Origin of the sequence: Aeromicrobium sp. MLTX1 (genome assembly GCF_046452335.1) — a bacterium.
Lineage (GTDB): Bacteria > Actinomycetota > Actinomycetes > Propionibacteriales > Nocardioidaceae > Aeromicrobium.
The window spans coordinates 1,090,017-1,106,589 of sequence record NZ_JBKFDN010000001.1 but is presented as its reverse complement, the minus strand read 5'-3'; the positions used below and the strand labels follow the sequence as shown (position 1 = coordinate 1,106,589).

Genomic DNA, 16,573 nt, shown 5'->3' with positions numbered 1-16,573 from the left:
CGTGGGTCCCCTCGATGCGGCGATCGCACTGGCCGTCGTCGCCGTACTGGTGGCGCTGGCGCTGCTGACGCGCTGGGTGCTGCTGAGCCGCCGCCGCAGCCTCGGATCCGCCGAGGACCGCGCCACGTACGAGACGCTGCACACCGCCGCGCTGGCGGCACCCGCCCTCCGGTCGGGCCTCGACGCCGAGAGCGTGCGCCAGGCGCTCCCCCACCTGCGCCAGCTGATCGGCGCGCCGACGGTGGGCATCACCGACACGCACGGACCCCTCGGCTGGGCCGGCACGGACGAGACCGAGCACACGGCCGAGCTGGTCGCGGTCGCCCTCGAGCACGGCCGCACCCAGGCCTCGAACCGCGTGATCGTCGCGCCGCTCTCGGTGGAGGGCCGTGTCGTGGGGAGCATCGTCGTGGTCGACGAGAGCGCGTCGGCGGGCCTCGCGCGCACCGCCACCGAGGTCGCCGGCTGGGTCTCCAGCCAGCTCGAGCTCGCCGAGCTCTCGGCATCACGCACCGCGCTGATGGAGGCCGAGCTGCGGGCGCTGCGGGCCCAGATCTCGCCCCACTTCATCTACAACTCCCTCGGCGCGATCGCCTCGTTCGTCCGCACCGATCCCGAGCGCGCCCGCGAGCTGCTGCTCGAGTTCGCCGACTTCACGCGCTACTCGTTCCGCCAGCACGGCGACTACACGACGCTCGCCGAGGAGCTGCGGTCGATCGAGCGCTACCTCGTGCTGGAGAAGGCGCGCTTCGGCGACCGGCTGCGGGTCGTCACGCGGATCGCGCCCGAGGTGCTGAGCCTGACCGTCCCCTTCCTCACCGTGCAGCCGCTCGTGGAGAACGCCGTGCGCCACGGACTGGAGCGCAAGCCCGGTCCCGGCACGCTCACGGTGATCGCCGAGGACGCCGGCACCGAGTGCCTCATCTCGATCGAGGACGACGGCGTGGGCTCGGACCCCGAGACCGTGCGAGCCGCGCTGGCGGGACGTACGAGCTCGCCGTCGGTGGGCCTGGCCAACGTGGACGAGCGGCTGCGCACCGTCTACGGCAACGACCACGGCCTCGTCGTGGAGACCGCGCCGGGACTGGGCACGAAGGTGACGCTGCGGGTCCCGAAATTCACTCCCACCACGGTCGACTGACGATCCGTAGACTTGACCGGTGAGGTTCCTCAACGATCTGCAGCCCAGCCACGACCTGACGTACAACGACGTCTTCATGGTCCCCGGACGCTCGGACGTCGCATCGCGCTTCGACGTCGACCTGTCCACGAGCGACGGCACCGGCGCCACCCTGCCGCTGGTGGTGTCCAACATGACGGCCGTCTCGGGTCGCCGCATGGCCGAGACCGTCGCCCGTCGCGGCGGCATCGCGATCCTGCCGCAGGACATCCCGCTCGACATCGTCGCCGACACGGTCGCCCGCGTGAAGGCCGCGCACCCCGTCTACGACACGCCCGTCGTGCTGACCCCGAACATGACCGTCGGCGAGGCGCTGAGCCTCGTGCCGAAGCGCGCCCACGGCGGCGCCGTCGTCGTCGAGTCTCTGCACGGCCCCGAGCTCAAGGTCGTCGGCATCTTCACCCCGCACCAGGCCCACGAGATCGACCGGTTCGCGCAGGTCCGCGAGGTCATGCTGACCGACCCGTTCGTCCTGCCCGCCGGCGGCGACGTGCGCGAGATGTTCAACCTGCTCTCGGAGCAGCACGTCCCGTTCGCCCCCGTCGTCGACGGCGGCGCGCTGGCCGGCGTGCTCACCCGCAAGGGCGCGCTGCGCTCCACCATCTACACGCCCGCCACCGACCCCGACGGCCACCTCGTCGTCGGCGGCGCCATCGGCATCAACGGCGACGTCAAGGGCAAGGCCCAGGCGCTCATCGAGATCGGCGTCGACGTCCTCGTCGTCGACACCGCGCACGGCCACCAGGCCAAGATGTTCGACGCGCTGCCGCTCGTGCGCGAGGTCCGCGACGCCCACGAGGCCGCCACCGGTCGCCGCCTGCCGATCTCGGCGGGCAACGTCGTGTCGGCCGAGGGCGTCCGCGACCTCGTCGCCGCCGGCGCGGACATCGCCAAGGTGGGCGTCGGCCCCGGCGCCATGTGCACCACGCGCATGATGACCGGCGTCGGCCGGCCGCAGTTCTCGGCCGTGCTCGAGGCCTCCGAGGCAGCCGCCGAGCTGGGCGCCCACGTGTGGGCCGACGGCGGCGTCCGCTGGCCGCGCGACGTGGCGCTGGCGCTGGCCGCCGGAGCCGGCAGCGTCATGATCGGCTCGTGGTTCGCGGGCACGCACGAGAGCCCCGGCGACCTGAAGTTCGGCGCCGACGGCCGCGAGTACAAGGAGTCGTTCGGCATGGCGTCCTCGCGCGCCGTGGCCAACCGCACCCGCGACGCCGCCGGCTTCGAGCGCGCCCGCATGGCGCTGTTCGAGGAGGGCATCTCGACCTCGCGCATGTACCTCGACCCGGAGCGCCCCGGCGTGGAGGACCTGGTCGACCAGATCACCGCCGGCGTCCGCTCCTCGTTCACCTACGCCGGCGCCCGCACCCTGGCCGAGTTCTCCGACCGCGCCACCGTGGGCCTGCAGTCCAGCGCCGGTTACGACGAGGGCCGCCCGCTGCACGCCTCCTGGTGACCTTCGTGGGCGGTGAGCTGTCAACCTCTCCGCGCGGGTGGCGGTGAGCTGTCAACCGAACAGGTCCCCCATGCGGTTGGTGGCTCACCGCCCTCGCGGGACCGCCCGGAAGAGGGAGCCCCAGCGCTCCGCGAACTTCGGTGGCGGTCCGGTGTAGCCGTTGCGAGCGAGCGCGGCGAAGAGCCGCTGCACGGCTCCGGCCGGGTTCGCCGTCATGGCGGCCGTGATCTGGACGTAGGCGACGTCGTTGTCCCGAAATCCGGCGTACCGATCGATGTCCTTGCGGAACTGGAGTGGGTCCTCGGCGTGCTGCCGGCCCTCGTACTCGGCCACCAGTCGCCACTGCGGGAACCACAGGTCGCCGATGCCCAACCGTGTCCCGTCGAGGGCGAGGACGTCGGCGTTCACTTCCGGTCTCGGCAGGCCCGCTGCGTCGACGTAGGCGCGGAGCTCGGACTCCTTCGGCGACCAGGCTCGTTCGTGGAGCCACGGAAGGACCGCAGGCGCCTGGCTCGCGCCGGGCCGCCACGGGTGGAGTCGGCAGACGTCCACGATCTCGCCGACCGTTGCTAGCTCCTCACGCAGCAGGTGGTCGCCGATCACGATGAGGTCGAGCAGCATCATCGAGGCGCAGCACTGGACGAAGGCTGCCGCGGGCGTCACGCCGACATCGTCACGCGGGGGCATGACCGCCGTGCGATGCAGGAAGGTCCCGTTCACCGCGAGGTGATGGTCGCCGACGATCGTGAAGCGCACCGGTCGAACCGGTCCGACGTCCAGACCTGTCCGCTGGATCCGACTCACGTGGCTCAGCGCCGCTCCGTCCGGCATCGCGAGCGCCGCTGCCGCCTGCCAGTCGAGCGGCGTCATCTCGAAGCCCGTCCACCGCCACACGCCCGGATGGAGTCGCTCGAAGTGCCTGCCCTGCAGGCGACGGTCACTGACACCGGCGGAGCGCGCCTGTTCTCGGCTGAATGGTCCGCGGCGAGCCAGGTCGGGGATCTCGGGTGGTCGAGGCACCGTTCCACGCTGCCGCGGCGAGGACCCTCAGTGGCGGGTCCGGCCATCCCCTGTGGAAAGCGAGCTCAGCCCACGCCCCGCTGTGGATCCCCGCTCGAGCGGTCAGCCGTCAACCTCATCACCACCGCATGAGGTTGGTGACGCACCGGGTCTCCCCGGGAAGGGTTGACAGCTGACCGCTCACTCCAGGGGCCCGCGTCAGTGGGCGCCGGCCGAGACGATCTCGTTCGGGACGCCGGGCAGCTCGACGCTGCGGGTGACCCGCCCGGCGGCGAGGTCGACCTCGTGCACCGTGGACGCGCCGGGCTCGGTGATCCACGCGGTGTCGCCGTCGACCTCGAGGGTCGGCCGCGGACGCTGCCAGTCGAGCGGCTCCTGCCACGGGTCGATCACGACGATGCGGTCGGCGACCTGGCCCGTCACGGGGTCGATCACGTGCAGGGCGCCGTCCGTGCCCAGCACGAGAGCCTCGCCCGCCGGGCCGCGCCCGAGCGAGCGGAACGTGTAGCTCGTCCCGAGGTCCACGAGGCGCAGCTTGCCCGTCTCGGTGTCGATCAGGCTGATGCGCTCGGGACGCTCCAGCTCGGCGTCCGCGTCGACCTTGTAGTCGCCGAGGACGATGGGCGAGGCCGGGCTGCCGGCCTGGTTGCCGATGCGGCCGTACGCGTCGGGGCTCGACACCTTGGTGATCGTGCCGTGGTCCACCACGACGACGCCGTCCTCGCAGCCCACGACGGCACGGCCGTCGGCGGCGGTCGCCTCGCCGTGGACACCGGGGCAGTCGTCGGTGCGGGCCTTCTCGTCACCGTCGACGCCGTCGCGCAGGACGACGGTCGAGCGGGCGTCCGCGGTGCCCTCGGTGTGCATGAGGTCGCCGCCGAGGTTCACCGCCACGCCGTGGTGGGGGTCGGGCGTCTCGGTCGTCTCGAGGACCTCGGTCGGGTCCTCGGAGTCGAGGACGCGGATCGAGCCGTCACCGTCGCCGAACAGCACGGTGCGGCCGTCGCTGATCGTGACGTGGCCCGGCTCCGCGGCCTCGTAGGTCTCGCCGAACGCTGGCTCGCCCTTGGTCCGGTAGTGGGCGTGGTCGCCGTGCGCCTCGGCCTCGACGCCGGTGTCGAGCAGGCGGAAGCCCTCCTCGGTCGACACGAACACGTGCCGCGCGTCGCCGGCGGCGTTGACCCGCACGAACCCCTCGGCGGGCAGCGTCTTCACCGGCTCGAGGGTGTCGCGCTCCAGCACGAGGAGTCCGTCGTCGGTCGTCACCACGAGCCGGGGTCCGGAGACCTCGGCGCCACCGTGGTCGTCGTCGTGCCCGGACTCGCTCGCCGTCTCACCACACGCGGCCAGCGCCGACCCCGCCACCAGGGTCGCCACCGCCAGGCGGACGTGTCGCCATCTCGTCATCGTCGCTCCTTGTTGAGAATGAATGTCATTCCCGACAGAGTACGACAGGTCGACCCCGCCCCGTCACGGGGCGTCGGTCGAGGAGGGTCAGCGCAGGATGAGGTCGAGGCCGCGCGCGAAGGACGCGTCGAGGTCGGGGTCCTCGGCGAGGATGCCGATCTGGGCGGCCTGCCGGTGCATCTGGGTGGCCTGGGTGTGCCCGAAGACGTAGAGCAGCAGGGTGCGCGCGACGTCGGGCGAGGTCAGCGCGGCCAGCTCGGTCTCGATGCGCGAGTCACCCAGCCGGAAGGCCGAGGCGGTGGCCACGACGTCCGCTCCGTCGCGCGTGGACAGCAGCGCCTCGCGCAGGGCGTGGGCCGCCTTGGCCGGATCGGCGCCGACCTCGACGTTCGCGACGATCCGGTCGGCCATCAGCGCCAAGAGCGTCTGCTTGTCCGGCACGTGGTGGTAGAGCGCGCTGGGCTGCACCCCGAGCTCGCCGGCGACCCGGCGCATCGAGCAGAACTCCAGCCCGTAGGCGTCGAGCACGCGCAGGGCCCCGGAGACGACGTCGTCGAGGGTGTTGGCCATGTGGGCATCCTATCGGCTAGCCTGAACACCGTTCAGGTGAACACCGTTCAGGAGACCTCATGACCACGACCACCTCGGCGAGCCGTCGCCTCACCTCCACCGACCTCGCGCTGATCGCCGCCTTCGCCGCGCTGATCGCCGCGTGCGCGCTGCTCCCGGCCATCAACGTCGGCGCCGGCCTCGTGCCGATCACGCTGCAGACGTTCGCCGTACTGCTGTCGGGCGCCGTCCTCGGCGCGAAGCGCGGCTTCCTCGCCGTCATGCTCTACCTCGCGATGGGAGCCGCGGGCCTGCCCGTGTTCTCCGGAGGCGCCGCCGGCCTGGCCGTGTTCGCCGGTCCCACCGTCGGCTACCTGATCGGCTTCCCGCTGGCCGCCGCCCTGTGCGGGTTCATCGTCGAGCGCCTGCCGCGCGAGAAGGTCGCCACGAGCATCCCGCTGATCTTCGCCGCCGGACTGTTCTCCAGCGCCCTGCTGATCCACACGCTCGGCATCCTCGGACTGGCCTGGCGCGCCGACATGAGCGTCGCGGCCGCGGCCAAGTTCGACCTGACCTTCTGGCCCGGCGACGTCATCAAGAACCTCGCGATGGCCACGGTCGCGACCGCGGTGCACCGCGCGTTCCCGGACCTGCTGCCGGCCCGACGGAAGTGATCGAGCTCGTCGAGGCCGCCGTCGAGGGACGGCTCGAGCCCACCAGCCTCCGGCTCGAGGAGCGTCGCATCGCGATCGTCGGCTCGAACGGCTCGGGCAAGTCCACGCTCGCGCGGCTGGTGAACGGCCTCGTCGAGCCCACGAGCGGGCAGGTCCTGGTCGACGGGCTCGACACGCGCCGGAACGGTCGCGAGGTCCGCCGGCGCGTCGGCTTCGTCTTCACGGACCCGGCGGCGCAGCTCGTGATGCCCACCGTCGCGGAGGACGTCGCCCTGTCGCTGCGCAAGCAGCACCGCGACAAGGCCGAGCGCGAGACGGCCGCCCTCGCCGTGCTCGAGCGGTTCGGCCTGGCCGACCTGGCCGAGCGCAGCGTGCACGCGCTCTCGGGTGGCCAGCGGCAGCTGCTGGCGATCGCCACGGTGCTGGCGACCGACCCCGACATCCTCATCGCCGACGAGCCGACCACGCTGCTCGACCTCGCGAACACCCGTCGGGTCGGCGACGTGCTGCTGGGGCTGCCCCAGCAGGTCGTCCTGGTGACCCACGACCTCGACCTCGCCGCACGGTGCGACCGGGCGCTGGTCGTGCACGCCGGACGGGTCGCGTTCGACGGCCCGGCCGCGACCGCCGTCGACCACTACCGGGCCCTCGTGTCATGAGCTCGCCACTCGGGCTCTACCAGCCGGGGACGTCGCCGCTGCACCGGCTGACGCCCGGCCCGAAGCTGGCGGGACTGTTCCTGCTCGCGGTGGCCGTGCTCGTCGCGAAGGGTCCCTGGACCGGCGTCGGGTTCGTCGCATTCGCCCTCGCCCTGGCCGCGCTCGGTGGCCTCTCGCCCCGATCCCTGCTGCGGGCGCTGCGGCCCTTCCTCATCGTCGCGGTGCTCCTGCTGGCGTTCAACGCGTGGCAGAACGGCTGGCCGCGGGCGGTCGAGGTGGTCGCCGACCTGACCGCGCTCATCCTCGCCGCGACGGTCCTGACGGCCACGACCGCCGTCAACGACCTGCTCGACACGATCGTGCGCGGCCTGCGGCCCTTCCGCCGCCTCGGCGTCGACCCCGACCGCGTCGGCCTCACGTTCTCGCTCATGCTGCGTGCGCTGCCCGGCACGATCGAGCTGGCGGCCGAGACGCGCGACGCGGCCCGGGCGCGCGGGCTCGAGCGCAGCATCCGCGCCCGCACGATCCCGCTCGTGCTGCGCGTGGTCGCCCGGGCGCGGGACACCGGCGACGCACTGCACGCCCGCGGCGTCCTCGACTGACCCGGTTCGACCCCGTATCCATCGACAGTGACTAGGCTCACTCCCATGGCGCGCGCACTGCGGACGCTGGTGGTCGACGACGAGCAACCGGTGCTGGACGAGCTGGTCTGGCTGCTGGGCCGTGACGACCGGATCGGCACGATCGACACCGCTCGGTCCGGCACCGAGGCCCTGCGTCGCCTCGACGCCGGCGACATCGACCTGCTGTTCCTCGACATCGCCATGCCCGGACTGACGGGCATCGACATCGCGCGCCTGCTGGGGAAGTTCAAGACCCCGCCGCAGATCATCTTCGTCACCGCCCACGACGCGCACGCCGTGGAGGCGTTCGACCTCAACGCCGTGGACTACCTGCTCAAGCCGATCCGCGAGGAGCGCCTGCGCGAGAGCGTGCGCAGGGCCGTGGCTGACTCCGACCACGGCGGCGGCGAGTCCGACGACACGATCGCGGTCGAGCTGGCGGGCGTCACACGCTTCGTCTCCCGGTCGAAGGTCACCCACGCCGAGGCACAGGGCGACTACGTCCGGCTGCACACCCTCGAGGGCTCGAGCCACCTCATCCGCACGCCCCTCGGCTCGCTCGCCGACGACTGGGCCGACGCCGGCTTCCTGCGCATCCACCGCAGCCTCGTGGTGAACCGCGCCCACATCCTCGAGGTCCGGATGTCCTCGGGCCGCGCCAGCGTGGTCGTGCCGGCCGCCGGCGGGAACACCCTCGAGCTGCAGGTCGCCCGCCGCCACACGCGGGCGCTGCGCGAGCTGATCGGCGAGCACACGCCGTGACCGACGAGGCCCTGCCCGAGCCGTCCGGCCGGGTCCGCATCACCAGCCCGCTCTCCACGGCGCCCGCGCACGTGCGCAGCACGGTGGGCCAGGAGATCGACGAGGCCACCGGCGTCGGCGAGGTCTACATGCAGTCGCTCATCCGGTCGCAGCTGCGCGCCGCGATGACCGTGGCGATCACGCTCCTGCTCACCGTCGTCAGCCTGCCGCTGGTGTTCTCGTGGGTGCCCGGCCTGAACGACCTGCGCGTCCTGGGCATCCCGCTGCCGTGGCTCGTCCTCGGCGGGGGCGTGCACGCGGGCGTGATCGTGCTGGGCTGGCTCTACGTGCGCCACGTGGAGCGCGCCGAGCGCCTGTTCACCCTGCTGGTCGAGCCGGACGACACGAGGCCATGAGTCCGACCTGGGGCATCGTCGCCGTCTCCCTCGTCTCGATCGCGACCCTCGCGATCGGGGCGTTCGGCCTGCGCATCAGCCGCACGACGAGTGACTTCTACGTGGCCTCGCGGTCGGTCTCCCCTGCCCTCAACGGCTCGGCGATCAGCGGCGAGTACCTCTCGGCGGCCTCCTACCTCGGCATCGCCGGCCTCGTGCTCGTCTACGGCGCCGACATGCTCTGGTACCCGATCGGCTGGACGGCCGGCTACCTGCTCCTGCTGGTGTTCGTGGCGGCCCCGCTGCGCCGCTCGGGCGCCTACACGATCCCCGACTTCGCCCAGGTGCGCCTGCAGTCGGTGGCGGTGCGGCGCGTCTGCACCGCCCTGGTCGTGGCGGTCGGCTGGCTGTACCTGCTGCCGCAGTTCCAGGGCGCGGGACTGACCCTCGAGGCCGTCCTCGACGCGCCCCGCTGGGTGGGCACCGTGCTCGTCGCGATCATCGTGACGCTCAACGTCGTGCTGGGCGGGATGCGCTCGATCACGTTCGTGCAGGCGTTCCAGTACTGGCTCAAGTTGACCGCGCTGCTGGTGCCGCTCGTGTTCCTGCTGCTGGCCTGGTCGCGTGACGGACAGCCGGCCGCGCAGGCCAGCAGCGACTGGTGGATCCCCCTCGGCGACGCCAACCCGCAGACCGTCTACTCGACGTACGCGGTGATCGTGGCGACGTTCCTCGGCACGATGGGCCTGCCGCACGTGGTGGTGCGGTTCTACACGAACCCCGACGGGCACGCCGCGCGCCGGACGACCCTCATCGTGCTCGGCCTCGTGTCGGTCTTCTACCTGCTGCCGACGTTCTACGGGGTGCTCGGACGCGTCTACTCGTCCGACCTCATCGCCTCCGGCCGGGCCGACACGGTGGCGCTCGAGCTGCCGAGCCGCGTGATCGCGGGGACGGCCGGAGAGCTCCTGACGGCGCTCGTCACCGCCGGCGCCTTCGCCGCGTTCCTGTCGACCTCGTCCGGGGTGACGATGGCGCTCGCGGGCGTGGTGGGCCAGGGCCTGAGCAACCACGCGCCGTGGGGCAGCCGGCTCTCCTCCATCGCGGCGCTGCGGATCGCCGCCGCCGTGTGCGTGGCGGTGCCGCTCGTGCTGGCGTTCGTCGCCGAGCCGATCCCCGTGGCCAGTTCCGTGGTGTTCGCCTTCGCGCTCGCGGCGTCCACCTTCTGCCCGCTCCTGGTGCTGGGCATCTGGTGGCGCGGACTGACGTCGGCCGGCGCCATCGCGGGCCTCATCGGCGGAGGGATCAGTGCGGGCGCGGCGCCGTTCGTCACGCTCGCCCTCGACGTCGAGGGCTGGTGGGGCACGCTCATGAGCCAGCCGGCCGTGTGGTCGGTGCCGGTGGGCTTCGGGCTCATGGTGGGGGTGTCACTGGTCACCCGGTCGCGCGTCCCGGCCACCGTCGGTCGCACGATGGTCCGCCTGCACACGCCGGAGCGGGTGCAGGTGGACCGGCGGTTCTGACCTAGACCCGACGCGAGCTGTCGAGGCGGTCGAACGAGTCGAGCACCTCGTCCATCGTCGGCTTGGCGATCGTGGTGACCACCGCCGCGCGACCCTCGCGCTCCTGACGCAGGTGGCGCTTGACCGTGGAGGTCGAGCAGCCGAGCCGCTGCGCGAGCTCGCGACAGGTCTCGTCGGGGTGCGCCTTGCGAGCGCCGATGACCTCGGCGTGGTCGACGGGACCGCCACCGACGCGCGCCGTGCCGTAGGGGCTGGAGTCGACCCGCACCTCGATGCCGAGATCGCGACGCATGGTGCGGCGCTCGGCCTCGCTGGTGCAGGCGACGAAGCCCGACACGTCGACGTCGACGACGGACCGGTAGAGGCAGTCGTCGAGGACGCTGCAGCCCGCACATCGGCGGTGGGCGGCAGCGCGCTTGGTCAGATAGTCACGCCATTGCTCGACGGTGACGTCGCGTCGAGAGGGCGGGGACAGCAGGATCTCGTCCTGGTACATCTCGGGTGCCATGGCACACGGTGGGAGTGTCGGCCTCATTGCCATCTCCGATCATGCGAGTGACACCAGTCTAGAGGTACATTCCCCCGGTTTCGGAAGGTGTGACGCGATCGTCCGGGGTACCATCCTCGCCGCCCGCGCCCGGGAGGGCCAGGCGCATGTTCTGGAGCTGGTTCTGCGCCTGCACCTGCTGGGCGTAGAGCGCGGCCTGGATGCCGTGGAAGAGCCCCTCGAGCCAGCCCACCAGCTGGGCCTGGGCGACGCGCAGCTCGGCGTCGCTCGGGGACTCGGCGTCGAACGGCAGGCTGAGCCGCTCGAGCTCCTCGACGAGCTCGGGCGCGAGGCCGTCCTTCAGCTCGTCGATCGACTGGTGGTGGATCTCGCGCAGGCGGGCCCGGCTCGCGTCGTCGAGCGGCGCGGACTTCACCTCCTCGAGCAGCTGGCGGATCATGCCGCCGATGCGCATGACCTTCGCGGGCTGCTCGACCAGGTCGGTCAGCGGCGTGCGCGCGGGCTCGGAGGAGGCCACGGGCTGGCCCTGGGGGTCGATGATCCGGTCGTCGGTCATGCGCCCCAGCCTAGGCCGAGGTGCCTCGCACGGCTGTGCGACCTCAGGCGCCCATGTCGAGCAGCACCTTGCCCACGTGCGAGGACTCCTCGAGGATCCGGTGGGCGTCGGCGACGCGCGCGAGCGGCACGGTCTCGTGCACCACGGGTCCCAGGGTGCCGTCCTCGATGAGCGGCCAGACCCTCTCGACGAGCTCGGCCATGATCGCGGCCTTCTCCTCGGTGGGACGGAAGCGCAGCGAGGTCGCGGAGATGCTGCCCTGCTTCGCCAGCAGCGCGCCGAGGTTGAGCTCGCCCTTGCGGCCGCCCTGCATGCCGATCACCACGATGCGGCCCCCGCGGGCCAAGGAGGCGACGTTCTGGGCGAGGTACTTGCCACCGATGATGTCGAGGACGACGTCGACGCCGCCGAGGTCCTGGCAGGTCTCGGCGAAGTCGTCCTCGCGGTAGTTCACGACCGCGTCGGCGCCGAGGCCGCGCACGACCTCGGCCTTCTCCTCGCTGCCGACGGTGGTGACCACCGTGGCCCCGAAGGCCTTGGCCAGCTGGATCGCGGTGGTGCCGATGCCGCTGGCGCCACCGTGGACGAGCAGCTTCTGGCCCTCGCGCAGGCCCGCGAGCATGAAGACGTTGGACCAGACGGTGGCGTAGGTCTCGGGGATCGCGGCCGCGGTCGTGAGGTCGACGCCCACGGGCACCGGCACGACCTGGCCGGCCGGCACGACCACGCGCTCGGCGTAGCCGCCGCCGCTGAGCAGCGCGCAGACCTCGTCGCCGACGGCGAGACCCGTGACGCCCTCGCCGACCGCGTGCACGACGCCCGAGCACTCCAGGCCGATGACGTCGGTGGTGCCGGGCGGCGGCGGGTAGTGGCCCTCGCGCTGGAGGAGATCGGCGCGGTTGACGCCGGCCGCGGCCACCGCGATCACGACCTCGCCCGGCCCCGGCTCGGGATCGGGAAGCTCGGCGACGTGGAGGCTCTCGGGGCCCCCGGGCTCTTCGACGATGACGGCTCGCATGTGAACCACCGTAGTGACCGGCACACTGGTCCACATGCAGGTGACGCTCGTGCAACTGGCCGCGACCCTCGACTCGGCCGCGAATCGCGACCACGTGGAGGCGCGGCTCCGCGACGTCGAGGGCGGTGGACTCGTCGTGCTGCCCGAGGGCGCGATGCACGACTTCGGGGCCGCCGACCACGACCTCGCGGCCGTCGCCGAGCCGCTCGACGGCCCGTTCGTGGACCTCCTCGCTCGGGAGGCACGGCGCCTCGGCTCGACGATCGTCGCCGGCATGTTCGAGCGCACCGACGGCCTGCCTTTCAACACGCTCGTCGTGATGGGCCCCGACGGCGACCTCTCCGCGACCTACCGCAAGATCCACCTCTACGACTCCTTCGGCTACCGCGAGTCCGACCGCCTGCGCGCCGGCGAGATCGAGCCCGTGACGGTCACCGTCGAGGACCTCACGGTCGGCCTGATGACCTGCTACGACCTGCGGTTCCCCGAGCTGGCCCGTCGCCTGGTCGACGGCGGGGCCGACGCGTTCGTGGTGCCGGCCGCCTGGGTCGCGGGCGAGCACAAGGTCGACCACTGGCGCACGCTGCTGCGCGCGCGGGCCATCGAGAACACCGTCTGGGTGGCCGCCGCGGGCCAGGGCGGCGAGCGTTACAGCGGTCATTCCTTGGTCGCCGATCCGTGGGGAACTATCGTGGAGGAGGCCGCCGGGGGGGACGAGCTGGTCACCGCGCAGATCGCGGTGGACGCCGTGCAGCACTCTCGCGACGTGAACCCGTCGCTTGCCAACCGGAGGATGTAGACGCAGTGACGACCGCCACGCCGGGCCGACGACGACTGGACACGTCGGTCCCGACCCCGTACGAGGTCGCGACCCGTGAGCCGCGGGTCGCGTCGCCCCGTTGGGCGCGCCTGCTGATGCTCGGCACCTTCCTGGCCTGGCTCGCGAGCACCCTCGGCGCGGCGACGTCGATCTCCGACGTCGCCGCCCCCTCGTGGCTCTGGCGGCCCTCGGCGGCAGCACTGCTCGTGGTGTTCGCGGTGATCCTGACCCACCGGGTCGGCGGCTACATGCGCATCTGGGTGACGCTCTCGGGCCTGCTGGCGGTGGCCGCGGTGCTCACCGACATGAACTCGCTGCTCGCCGCGTCCGCCGGTGCCACGGCCGTGCTCTCGGCGGTGACCGCCGTGGTCTTCACGCGTCCCGCGGCCAACGTGCTGCAGGTGCTGCGCGAGTACGTCGTGATGCTGGTCCTGGCCGTCAGCGGCGCCGTGGGCGTCGCGGCGTGGAACGCCTCGGTGGACGTGCGGCCCTTCGGCCTCATGGTCATGGCCGTGTCGGTGACGCTGGCCGTCTCGATCGTGTGGCGTCTCGGCTCGAGCCTGCACGGCTTCGGTCGCCGCCACCTCAAGCTGCTCGTGGCCGTGGCCGTCATCGCGGTGGGACTGTTCTTCTACGGCAGCTTCGTGCGCACGGCCGGATCGCCCGCGTTGACGAACCTGCTCGACGACACGATCGTGTGGCTGCGCCAGAACATCGGCGGCGTGCCGCGGCCCTACGAGTTCCTCATCGGCTTCCCGGCGCTGATCGTGGGCGTCTCGATGCGGTCGCGCTACCGCGAGGGCTGGTGGGTGTGCGTCTTCGCCGTGGTCGGCACCGTGATCGTCGCGAACTCGCTCATCGACCCGCGGGCCTACCCCTCGTACTTCGCCCTCTCCACGCTCTACAGCGCGGCCATCGGTCTGGTCATCGGCCTGGTCATCCGGGCCGTGTTCTTCCGGCCGCAGTCGCGCCGCTCCGCGCGTGCCGTGCAGCACGCCGAGCGCACCGAGCCCGGGCGCCTCTCGCCCCTGCGCTGATCCCTCCGCCTCTCCCCCTCTCCACTTGTGGAACGGGTTGCACCCTTTCCGCCGCGGGAAGGGTGCAAGGCGTTCCACAAGTGGGGAGGGGTGCCGCGTCGGGGCGCTCCGCGTGCGGAATGCGAGAATCGACGCAGGTCCCGCCGCCTCGGCGGCGGGCCTGGAGGGGTGCCGGAGTGGCCGATCGGAACCGCCTTGAAAGCGGTCGCTGGCAGAGATGTCAGCCACGGGTTCGAATCCCGTCCCCTCTGCGTGAACCGTTACCGACTCGATCGCGCGCACCTCATGGTGCTCGCCGGGGTGTGCTTCATCGTCGCTGCCGTGGGCGTGCTGGTCGCGTTCCTGACCGGGACCGACAGTGCCCTGCGCACCACCGTGACCGTCCTCGCCGCCGGCGTGGCCGTGATCGCGCTCCTCGTGGCCGCCGTGATGAATCTGCGGCCGCCGGTCGTCCTGACCCTCGACCAGGCAGGGTTCCGCGCGCGCGGGCGCCACGGCGACCTCACGTGGAAGCAGGTCGAGTCCGTCGAGATCAGCGAGGGCCTGCTGCGCTTCACCGACGGCACCGGCGCGATCACCGCGTTCCCGCTGAGCCTCGTCGACCGCACGCGCCGGGCCGAGCTCGTCCGCGAGGTCTACGACCGGCTCAACACCGCCAACGGCTACCGACGGTTCGACCCGACCGAAGGCCTCTGAGAGCTCCGGGAACGCGAAAGTGGGAGCAGGCTGAGCCTGCTCCCACTTCACATTGGCGGAGCAAGCCCCGCCCCGGTGCCGGCAGCCCACACCAGCAAACAGGAACGGCGGGAGCAGGCTCTCCTGCTCCCACCGCACTGGCGGAGATGGCGGGATTTGAACCCGCGAGAGGTTTAAACCTCAACCCGCTTAGCAGGCGGGCGCACTAGGCCACTATGCGACATCTCCAGACAACCGGATCAGGATACCCACCCCGACCCCCAGCCGCCGAATCAGGTCGTGCGCTTGACGATCGAGGCGCCGCGATCGTAGAAGTCCGGCGGCAGCTCGGCCAGCGGGGTGGCCTCGTGCGGATGGGCCCGCATGCCGTCCAGCAGGAGCGTGCGCATGCGGCGGGCGAGCCACTCGCGGTTCTCCGGCGCGGCCGTGTGGACGGCGCCGAGCATCAGCGGTGCGGCGCTCAGGTCGGCCACGGCGAGGTCGTCGCGCGCCGAGCCCTCGGCCACGGCACGCTGCGCGAGGATCGCCAGCGTGCCCACCCAGCGGTCGGTGGGCCGGTAGTCCGGGTCGTTGATCGCCTGGCGGCGCATCACCTCGGCGACGATGCGCCGGTCGATCATCACCTGGGTGGCCTCGTCGACCACGAGCTCGATGCCCTCCCAGCCCGACGGCGCCTCCATCGCGCGCTCCGCGATCTCGTCGAAGATCGCGATGTACCGGTCGTAGAGGGCCCGCCACAGCTCCTCCTGCGAGGCGAAGTTCCGGTAGAGCGTGCCGGTGCCGACCTTCGCGGCCCCCGCGAGCCCGTGCAGGGGCGCGTCGAGGCCGTTCTCGGCGAAGTAGGCCTCGGCGGTGTCGATGATGCGCTCGCGGTTCGCCACGGCGTCGCGGCGCTGGGGCAGGCGGGGGGAATCTGACATCGAAGCCAACTTACGGGATTTCGGCCCGTCCGTTGCCCCGATTTCGCACCTCGAGGGAACACCCGCTAGACTCGTCGAGGCCCGCAAGGGCGTGCGCCCGTAGCTCAACGGATAGAGCATCTGACTACGGATCAGAAGGTTTGGGGTTCGAATCCCTACGGGCGCGCCAGACACCCCCGGTCGACCACCAGGTCGCCGGGGGTCTCTCGTTCCCCGCCGCGACCGATCCTTCGACCTTCGGGTCGCCCCAGCGACATCTGGGTACCAAGATGCGTCGCTCGGGGGTCTCCGTCTCCTCCTGCCGCGTTTCGCCCACGCAGAGTTGGCTCCTGTGCCACCCTCCCGTCATGGAAACCGCCCCCATCACCGCCTGGACCCTCGTCCAGGAGATCCCGATTCCCGCTGACGTCACCGACCTCCTCGTCGAGGGCGAGCAGGCAGTCGCGGCGTTCAAGACCTTCCGGGACTCCGCGATCTTCACGACCAAGCGCCTGATCGTGCGCGACGCGCAGGGCATGACCGGCAAGAAGATCGAGGTCTACTCACTTCCGTACAGCCGCATCGACATGTGGTCATCCGAGAACGCCGGCAAGTTCCTCGACTTCAACGCCGAGCTCGAGCTCTGGACGCGCGCCGGCCACATCAAGATCAAGCTGGACAAGAAGATCGACGTGCGTCGCCTCGACCAGCTCATCGGCTGGGCCGTCCTCAACGCCGGCTGACACACCGGCAACCGCCGCGCGCGATCCTTCGACCTTCGGGTCGCCCCCGCGACATCTGGGTACCAAAGGTGC

General features: G+C 71.7%; 19 protein-coding genes and 3 tRNA genes. 14 read left to right on the top strand and 8 right to left on the bottom strand.

What is annotated here, in order from left to right:
- Window position 1 precedes the first annotated feature (1 nt).
- Together ACK99Q_RS05165 and ACK99Q_RS05160 are read left to right on the top strand one after the other, a co-directional pair.
- Complete coding sequence (locus ACK99Q_RS05165; protein ID WP_410185142.1) at window positions 2-1,141, top strand: sensor histidine kinase; 1,140 nt, start codon at window positions 2-4, stop codon at window positions 1,139-1,141.
- A gap of 19 nt (window positions 1,142-1,160) precedes the next feature.
- Window positions 1,161-2,633: a GuaB1 family IMP dehydrogenase-related protein gene (locus ACK99Q_RS05160; RefSeq protein ID WP_410185141.1), complete on the top strand. Its 1,473-nt coding sequence runs from the start codon at window positions 1,161-1,163 to the stop codon at window positions 2,631-2,633.
- A gap of 84 nt (window positions 2,634-2,717) precedes the next feature.
- On the opposite strand, the gene ACK99Q_RS05155 is transcribed toward ACK99Q_RS05160, so the two are convergent.
- The 3 genes from ACK99Q_RS05155 to ACK99Q_RS05145 form a co-directional block, all read right to left on the bottom strand.
- Window positions 2,718-3,527, bottom strand: a complete 810-nt coding sequence (locus tag ACK99Q_RS05155; RefSeq protein ID WP_410185140.1) for a hypothetical protein — start codon at window positions 3,525-3,527, stop codon at window positions 2,718-2,720.
- 324 nt (window positions 3,528-3,851) lie between these two features.
- Window positions 3,852-5,060 carry a hypothetical protein gene (locus ACK99Q_RS05150; protein ID WP_410185139.1) on the bottom strand — a complete coding sequence of 403 codons (1,209 nt, stop codon included), beginning with the start codon at window positions 5,058-5,060 and terminating at the stop codon, window positions 3,852-3,854.
- A gap of 87 nt (window positions 5,061-5,147) precedes the next feature.
- Window positions 5,148-5,630: a TetR family transcriptional regulator gene (locus tag ACK99Q_RS05145; protein WP_410185138.1), complete on the bottom strand. Its 483-nt coding sequence runs from the start codon at window positions 5,628-5,630 to the stop codon at window positions 5,148-5,150.
- Between the two features lie 59 nt (window positions 5,631-5,689).
- On the opposite strand from ACK99Q_RS05145, the gene ACK99Q_RS05140 reads away from it, so the two are divergent.
- The 6 genes from ACK99Q_RS05140 to ACK99Q_RS05115 are packed head-to-tail and all read left to right on the top strand — an operon-like array spanning window position 5,690 to window position 10,224.
- Window positions 5,690-6,283: a biotin transporter BioY gene (locus ACK99Q_RS05140; protein ID WP_410185137.1), complete on the top strand. Its 594-nt coding sequence runs from the start codon at window positions 5,690-5,692 to the stop codon at window positions 6,281-6,283.
- A complete protein-coding gene (locus tag ACK99Q_RS05135; RefSeq protein WP_410185136.1) occupies window positions 6,280-6,942 on the top strand; it encodes an energy-coupling factor ABC transporter ATP-binding protein in 663 nt (220 codons plus the stop codon). The genes ACK99Q_RS05140 and ACK99Q_RS05135 overlap by 4 nt, the downstream gene beginning before the upstream one ends.
- Window positions 6,939-7,544, top strand: a complete 606-nt coding sequence (locus tag ACK99Q_RS05130; RefSeq protein WP_410185135.1) for an energy-coupling factor transporter transmembrane component T family protein — start codon at window positions 6,939-6,941, stop codon at window positions 7,542-7,544. The genes ACK99Q_RS05135 and ACK99Q_RS05130 overlap by 4 nt, the downstream gene beginning before the upstream one ends.
- 45 nt (window positions 7,545-7,589) lie before the next feature.
- Window positions 7,590-8,327 carry a LytR/AlgR family response regulator transcription factor gene (locus ACK99Q_RS05125; protein WP_410185134.1) on the top strand — a complete coding sequence of 246 codons (738 nt, stop codon included), beginning with the start codon at window positions 7,590-7,592 and terminating at the stop codon, window positions 8,325-8,327.
- Window positions 8,324-8,722: a hypothetical protein gene (locus ACK99Q_RS05120; RefSeq protein ID WP_179427660.1), complete on the top strand. Its 399-nt coding sequence runs from the start codon at window positions 8,324-8,326 to the stop codon at window positions 8,720-8,722. The genes ACK99Q_RS05125 and ACK99Q_RS05120 overlap by 4 nt, the downstream gene beginning before the upstream one ends.
- Window positions 8,719-10,224, top strand: a complete 1,506-nt coding sequence (locus ACK99Q_RS05115) for a cation acetate symporter (protein WP_410185133.1) — start codon at window positions 8,719-8,721, stop codon at window positions 10,222-10,224. Before ACK99Q_RS05120 ends, ACK99Q_RS05115 begins: the two co-directional genes overlap by 4 nt.
- 1 nt (window position 10,225) lies before the next feature.
- On the opposite strand, the gene ACK99Q_RS05110 is transcribed toward ACK99Q_RS05115, so the two are convergent.
- The 3 genes from ACK99Q_RS05110 to ACK99Q_RS05100 are packed head-to-tail and all read right to left on the bottom strand — an operon-like array spanning window position 10,226 to window position 12,306.
- A complete protein-coding gene (locus ACK99Q_RS05110) occupies window positions 10,226-10,732 on the bottom strand; it encodes a transcription factor WhiB (RefSeq protein ID WP_410185132.1) in 507 nt (168 codons plus the stop codon).
- A 58-nt stretch (window positions 10,733-10,790) separates the two neighbouring features.
- On the bottom strand, window positions 10,791-11,288 hold the full coding sequence (locus tag ACK99Q_RS05105; RefSeq protein ID WP_410185131.1) for a bacterial proteasome activator family protein: 498 nt from the start codon (window positions 11,286-11,288) through the stop codon (window positions 10,791-10,793).
- A gap of 43 nt (window positions 11,289-11,331) precedes the next feature.
- Window positions 11,332-12,306 (bottom strand): NAD(P)H-quinone oxidoreductase, encoded by a 975-nt coding sequence (locus ACK99Q_RS05100; protein WP_410185130.1) that lies wholly within the window; start codon window positions 12,304-12,306, stop codon window positions 11,332-11,334.
- A 34-nt stretch (window positions 12,307-12,340) separates the two neighbouring features.
- Here ACK99Q_RS05100 and ACK99Q_RS05095 point away from each other — a divergent pair, with 34 nt between their 5' ends.
- The 4 genes from ACK99Q_RS05095 (at window position 12,341) to ACK99Q_RS05080 (ending at window position 14,859) form a co-directional block, all read left to right on the top strand.
- Window positions 12,341-13,105, top strand: coding sequence for a carbon-nitrogen hydrolase family protein (locus ACK99Q_RS05095; protein ID WP_410185129.1), 765 nt, complete (start codon window positions 12,341-12,343; stop codon window positions 13,103-13,105).
- 5 nt (window positions 13,106-13,110) lie between these two features.
- The gene (locus ACK99Q_RS05090) at window positions 13,111-14,163 is read left to right on the top strand and encodes a hypothetical protein (RefSeq protein ID WP_410185128.1); all 1,053 of its coding nucleotides are present in this window, start codon (window positions 13,111-13,113) and stop codon (window positions 14,161-14,163) included.
- A 162-nt stretch (window positions 14,164-14,325) separates the two neighbouring features.
- Window positions 14,326-14,414, top strand: a tRNA-Ser gene (locus ACK99Q_RS05085).
- Window position 14,415: 1 nt separating this feature from the next.
- The gene (locus ACK99Q_RS05080) at window positions 14,416-14,859 is read left to right on the top strand and encodes a hypothetical protein (protein ID WP_410185127.1); all 444 of its coding nucleotides are present in this window, start codon (window positions 14,416-14,418) and stop codon (window positions 14,857-14,859) included.
- A gap of 138 nt (window positions 14,860-14,997) precedes the next feature.
- Here the strand turns inward: ACK99Q_RS05080 and ACK99Q_RS05075 are convergent.
- Window positions 14,998-15,087, bottom strand: a tRNA-Ser gene (locus ACK99Q_RS05075).
- 44 nt (window positions 15,088-15,131) lie between these two features.
- Complete coding sequence (locus ACK99Q_RS05070; protein WP_410185126.1) at window positions 15,132-15,779, bottom strand: TetR/AcrR family transcriptional regulator; 648 nt, start codon at window positions 15,777-15,779, stop codon at window positions 15,132-15,134.
- A 93-nt stretch (window positions 15,780-15,872) separates the two neighbouring features.
- On the opposite strand from ACK99Q_RS05070, the gene ACK99Q_RS05065 reads away from it, so the two are divergent.
- Both ACK99Q_RS05065 and ACK99Q_RS05060 read left to right on the top strand, forming a co-directional pair.
- Window positions 15,873-15,948: transfer RNA gene (locus tag ACK99Q_RS05065), tRNA-Arg, on the top strand.
- Between the two features lie 178 nt (window positions 15,949-16,126).
- Window positions 16,127-16,501 (top strand): PH domain-containing protein, encoded by a 375-nt coding sequence (locus ACK99Q_RS05060; protein ID WP_395486598.1) that lies wholly within the window; start codon window positions 16,127-16,129, stop codon window positions 16,499-16,501.
- The last annotated feature ends 72 nt before the right edge of the window (window positions 16,502-16,573 follow it).

Bases quoted from the DNA above. Each gene is read 5' to 3' on its own strand.
- ACK99Q_RS05150 (WP_410185139.1), bottom strand. From the start codon at position 5,060: ATGACGAGATGGCGACACGTCCGCCTGGCGGTGGCGACCCTGGTGGCG.
- ACK99Q_RS05145 (WP_410185138.1), bottom strand. From the start codon at position 5,630: ATGGCCAACACCCTCGACGACGTCGTCTCCGGGGCCCTGCGCGTGCTC.
- ACK99Q_RS05140 (WP_410185137.1), top strand. From the start codon at position 5,690: ATGACCACGACCACCTCGGCGAGCCGTCGCCTCACCTCCACCGACCTC.
- ACK99Q_RS05130 (WP_410185135.1), top strand. From the start codon at position 6,939: ATGAGCTCGCCACTCGGGCTCTACCAGCCGGGGACGTCGCCGCTGCAC.
- ACK99Q_RS05125 (WP_410185134.1), top strand. From the start codon at position 7,590: ATGGCGCGCGCACTGCGGACGCTGGTGGTCGACGACGAGCAACCGGTG.
- ACK99Q_RS05115 (WP_410185133.1), top strand. From the start codon at position 8,719: ATGAGTCCGACCTGGGGCATCGTCGCCGTCTCCCTCGTCTCGATCGCG.
- ACK99Q_RS05110 (WP_410185132.1), bottom strand. From the start codon at position 10,732: ATGGCACCCGAGATGTACCAGGACGAGATCCTGCTGTCCCCGCCCTCT.
- ACK99Q_RS05105 (WP_410185131.1), bottom strand. From the start codon at position 11,288: ATGACCGACGACCGGATCATCGACCCCCAGGGCCAGCCCGTGGCCTCC.
- ACK99Q_RS05100 (WP_410185130.1), bottom strand. From the start codon at position 12,306: ATGCGAGCCGTCATCGTCGAAGAGCCCGGGGGCCCCGAGAGCCTCCAC.
- ACK99Q_RS05095 (WP_410185129.1), top strand. From the start codon at position 12,341: ATGCAGGTGACGCTCGTGCAACTGGCCGCGACCCTCGACTCGGCCGCG.
- ACK99Q_RS05070 (WP_410185126.1), bottom strand. From the start codon at position 15,779: ATGTCAGATTCCCCCCGCCTGCCCCAGCGCCGCGACGCCGTGGCGAAC.
- ACK99Q_RS05060 (WP_395486598.1), top strand. From the start codon at position 16,127: ATGGAAACCGCCCCCATCACCGCCTGGACCCTCGTCCAGGAGATCCCG.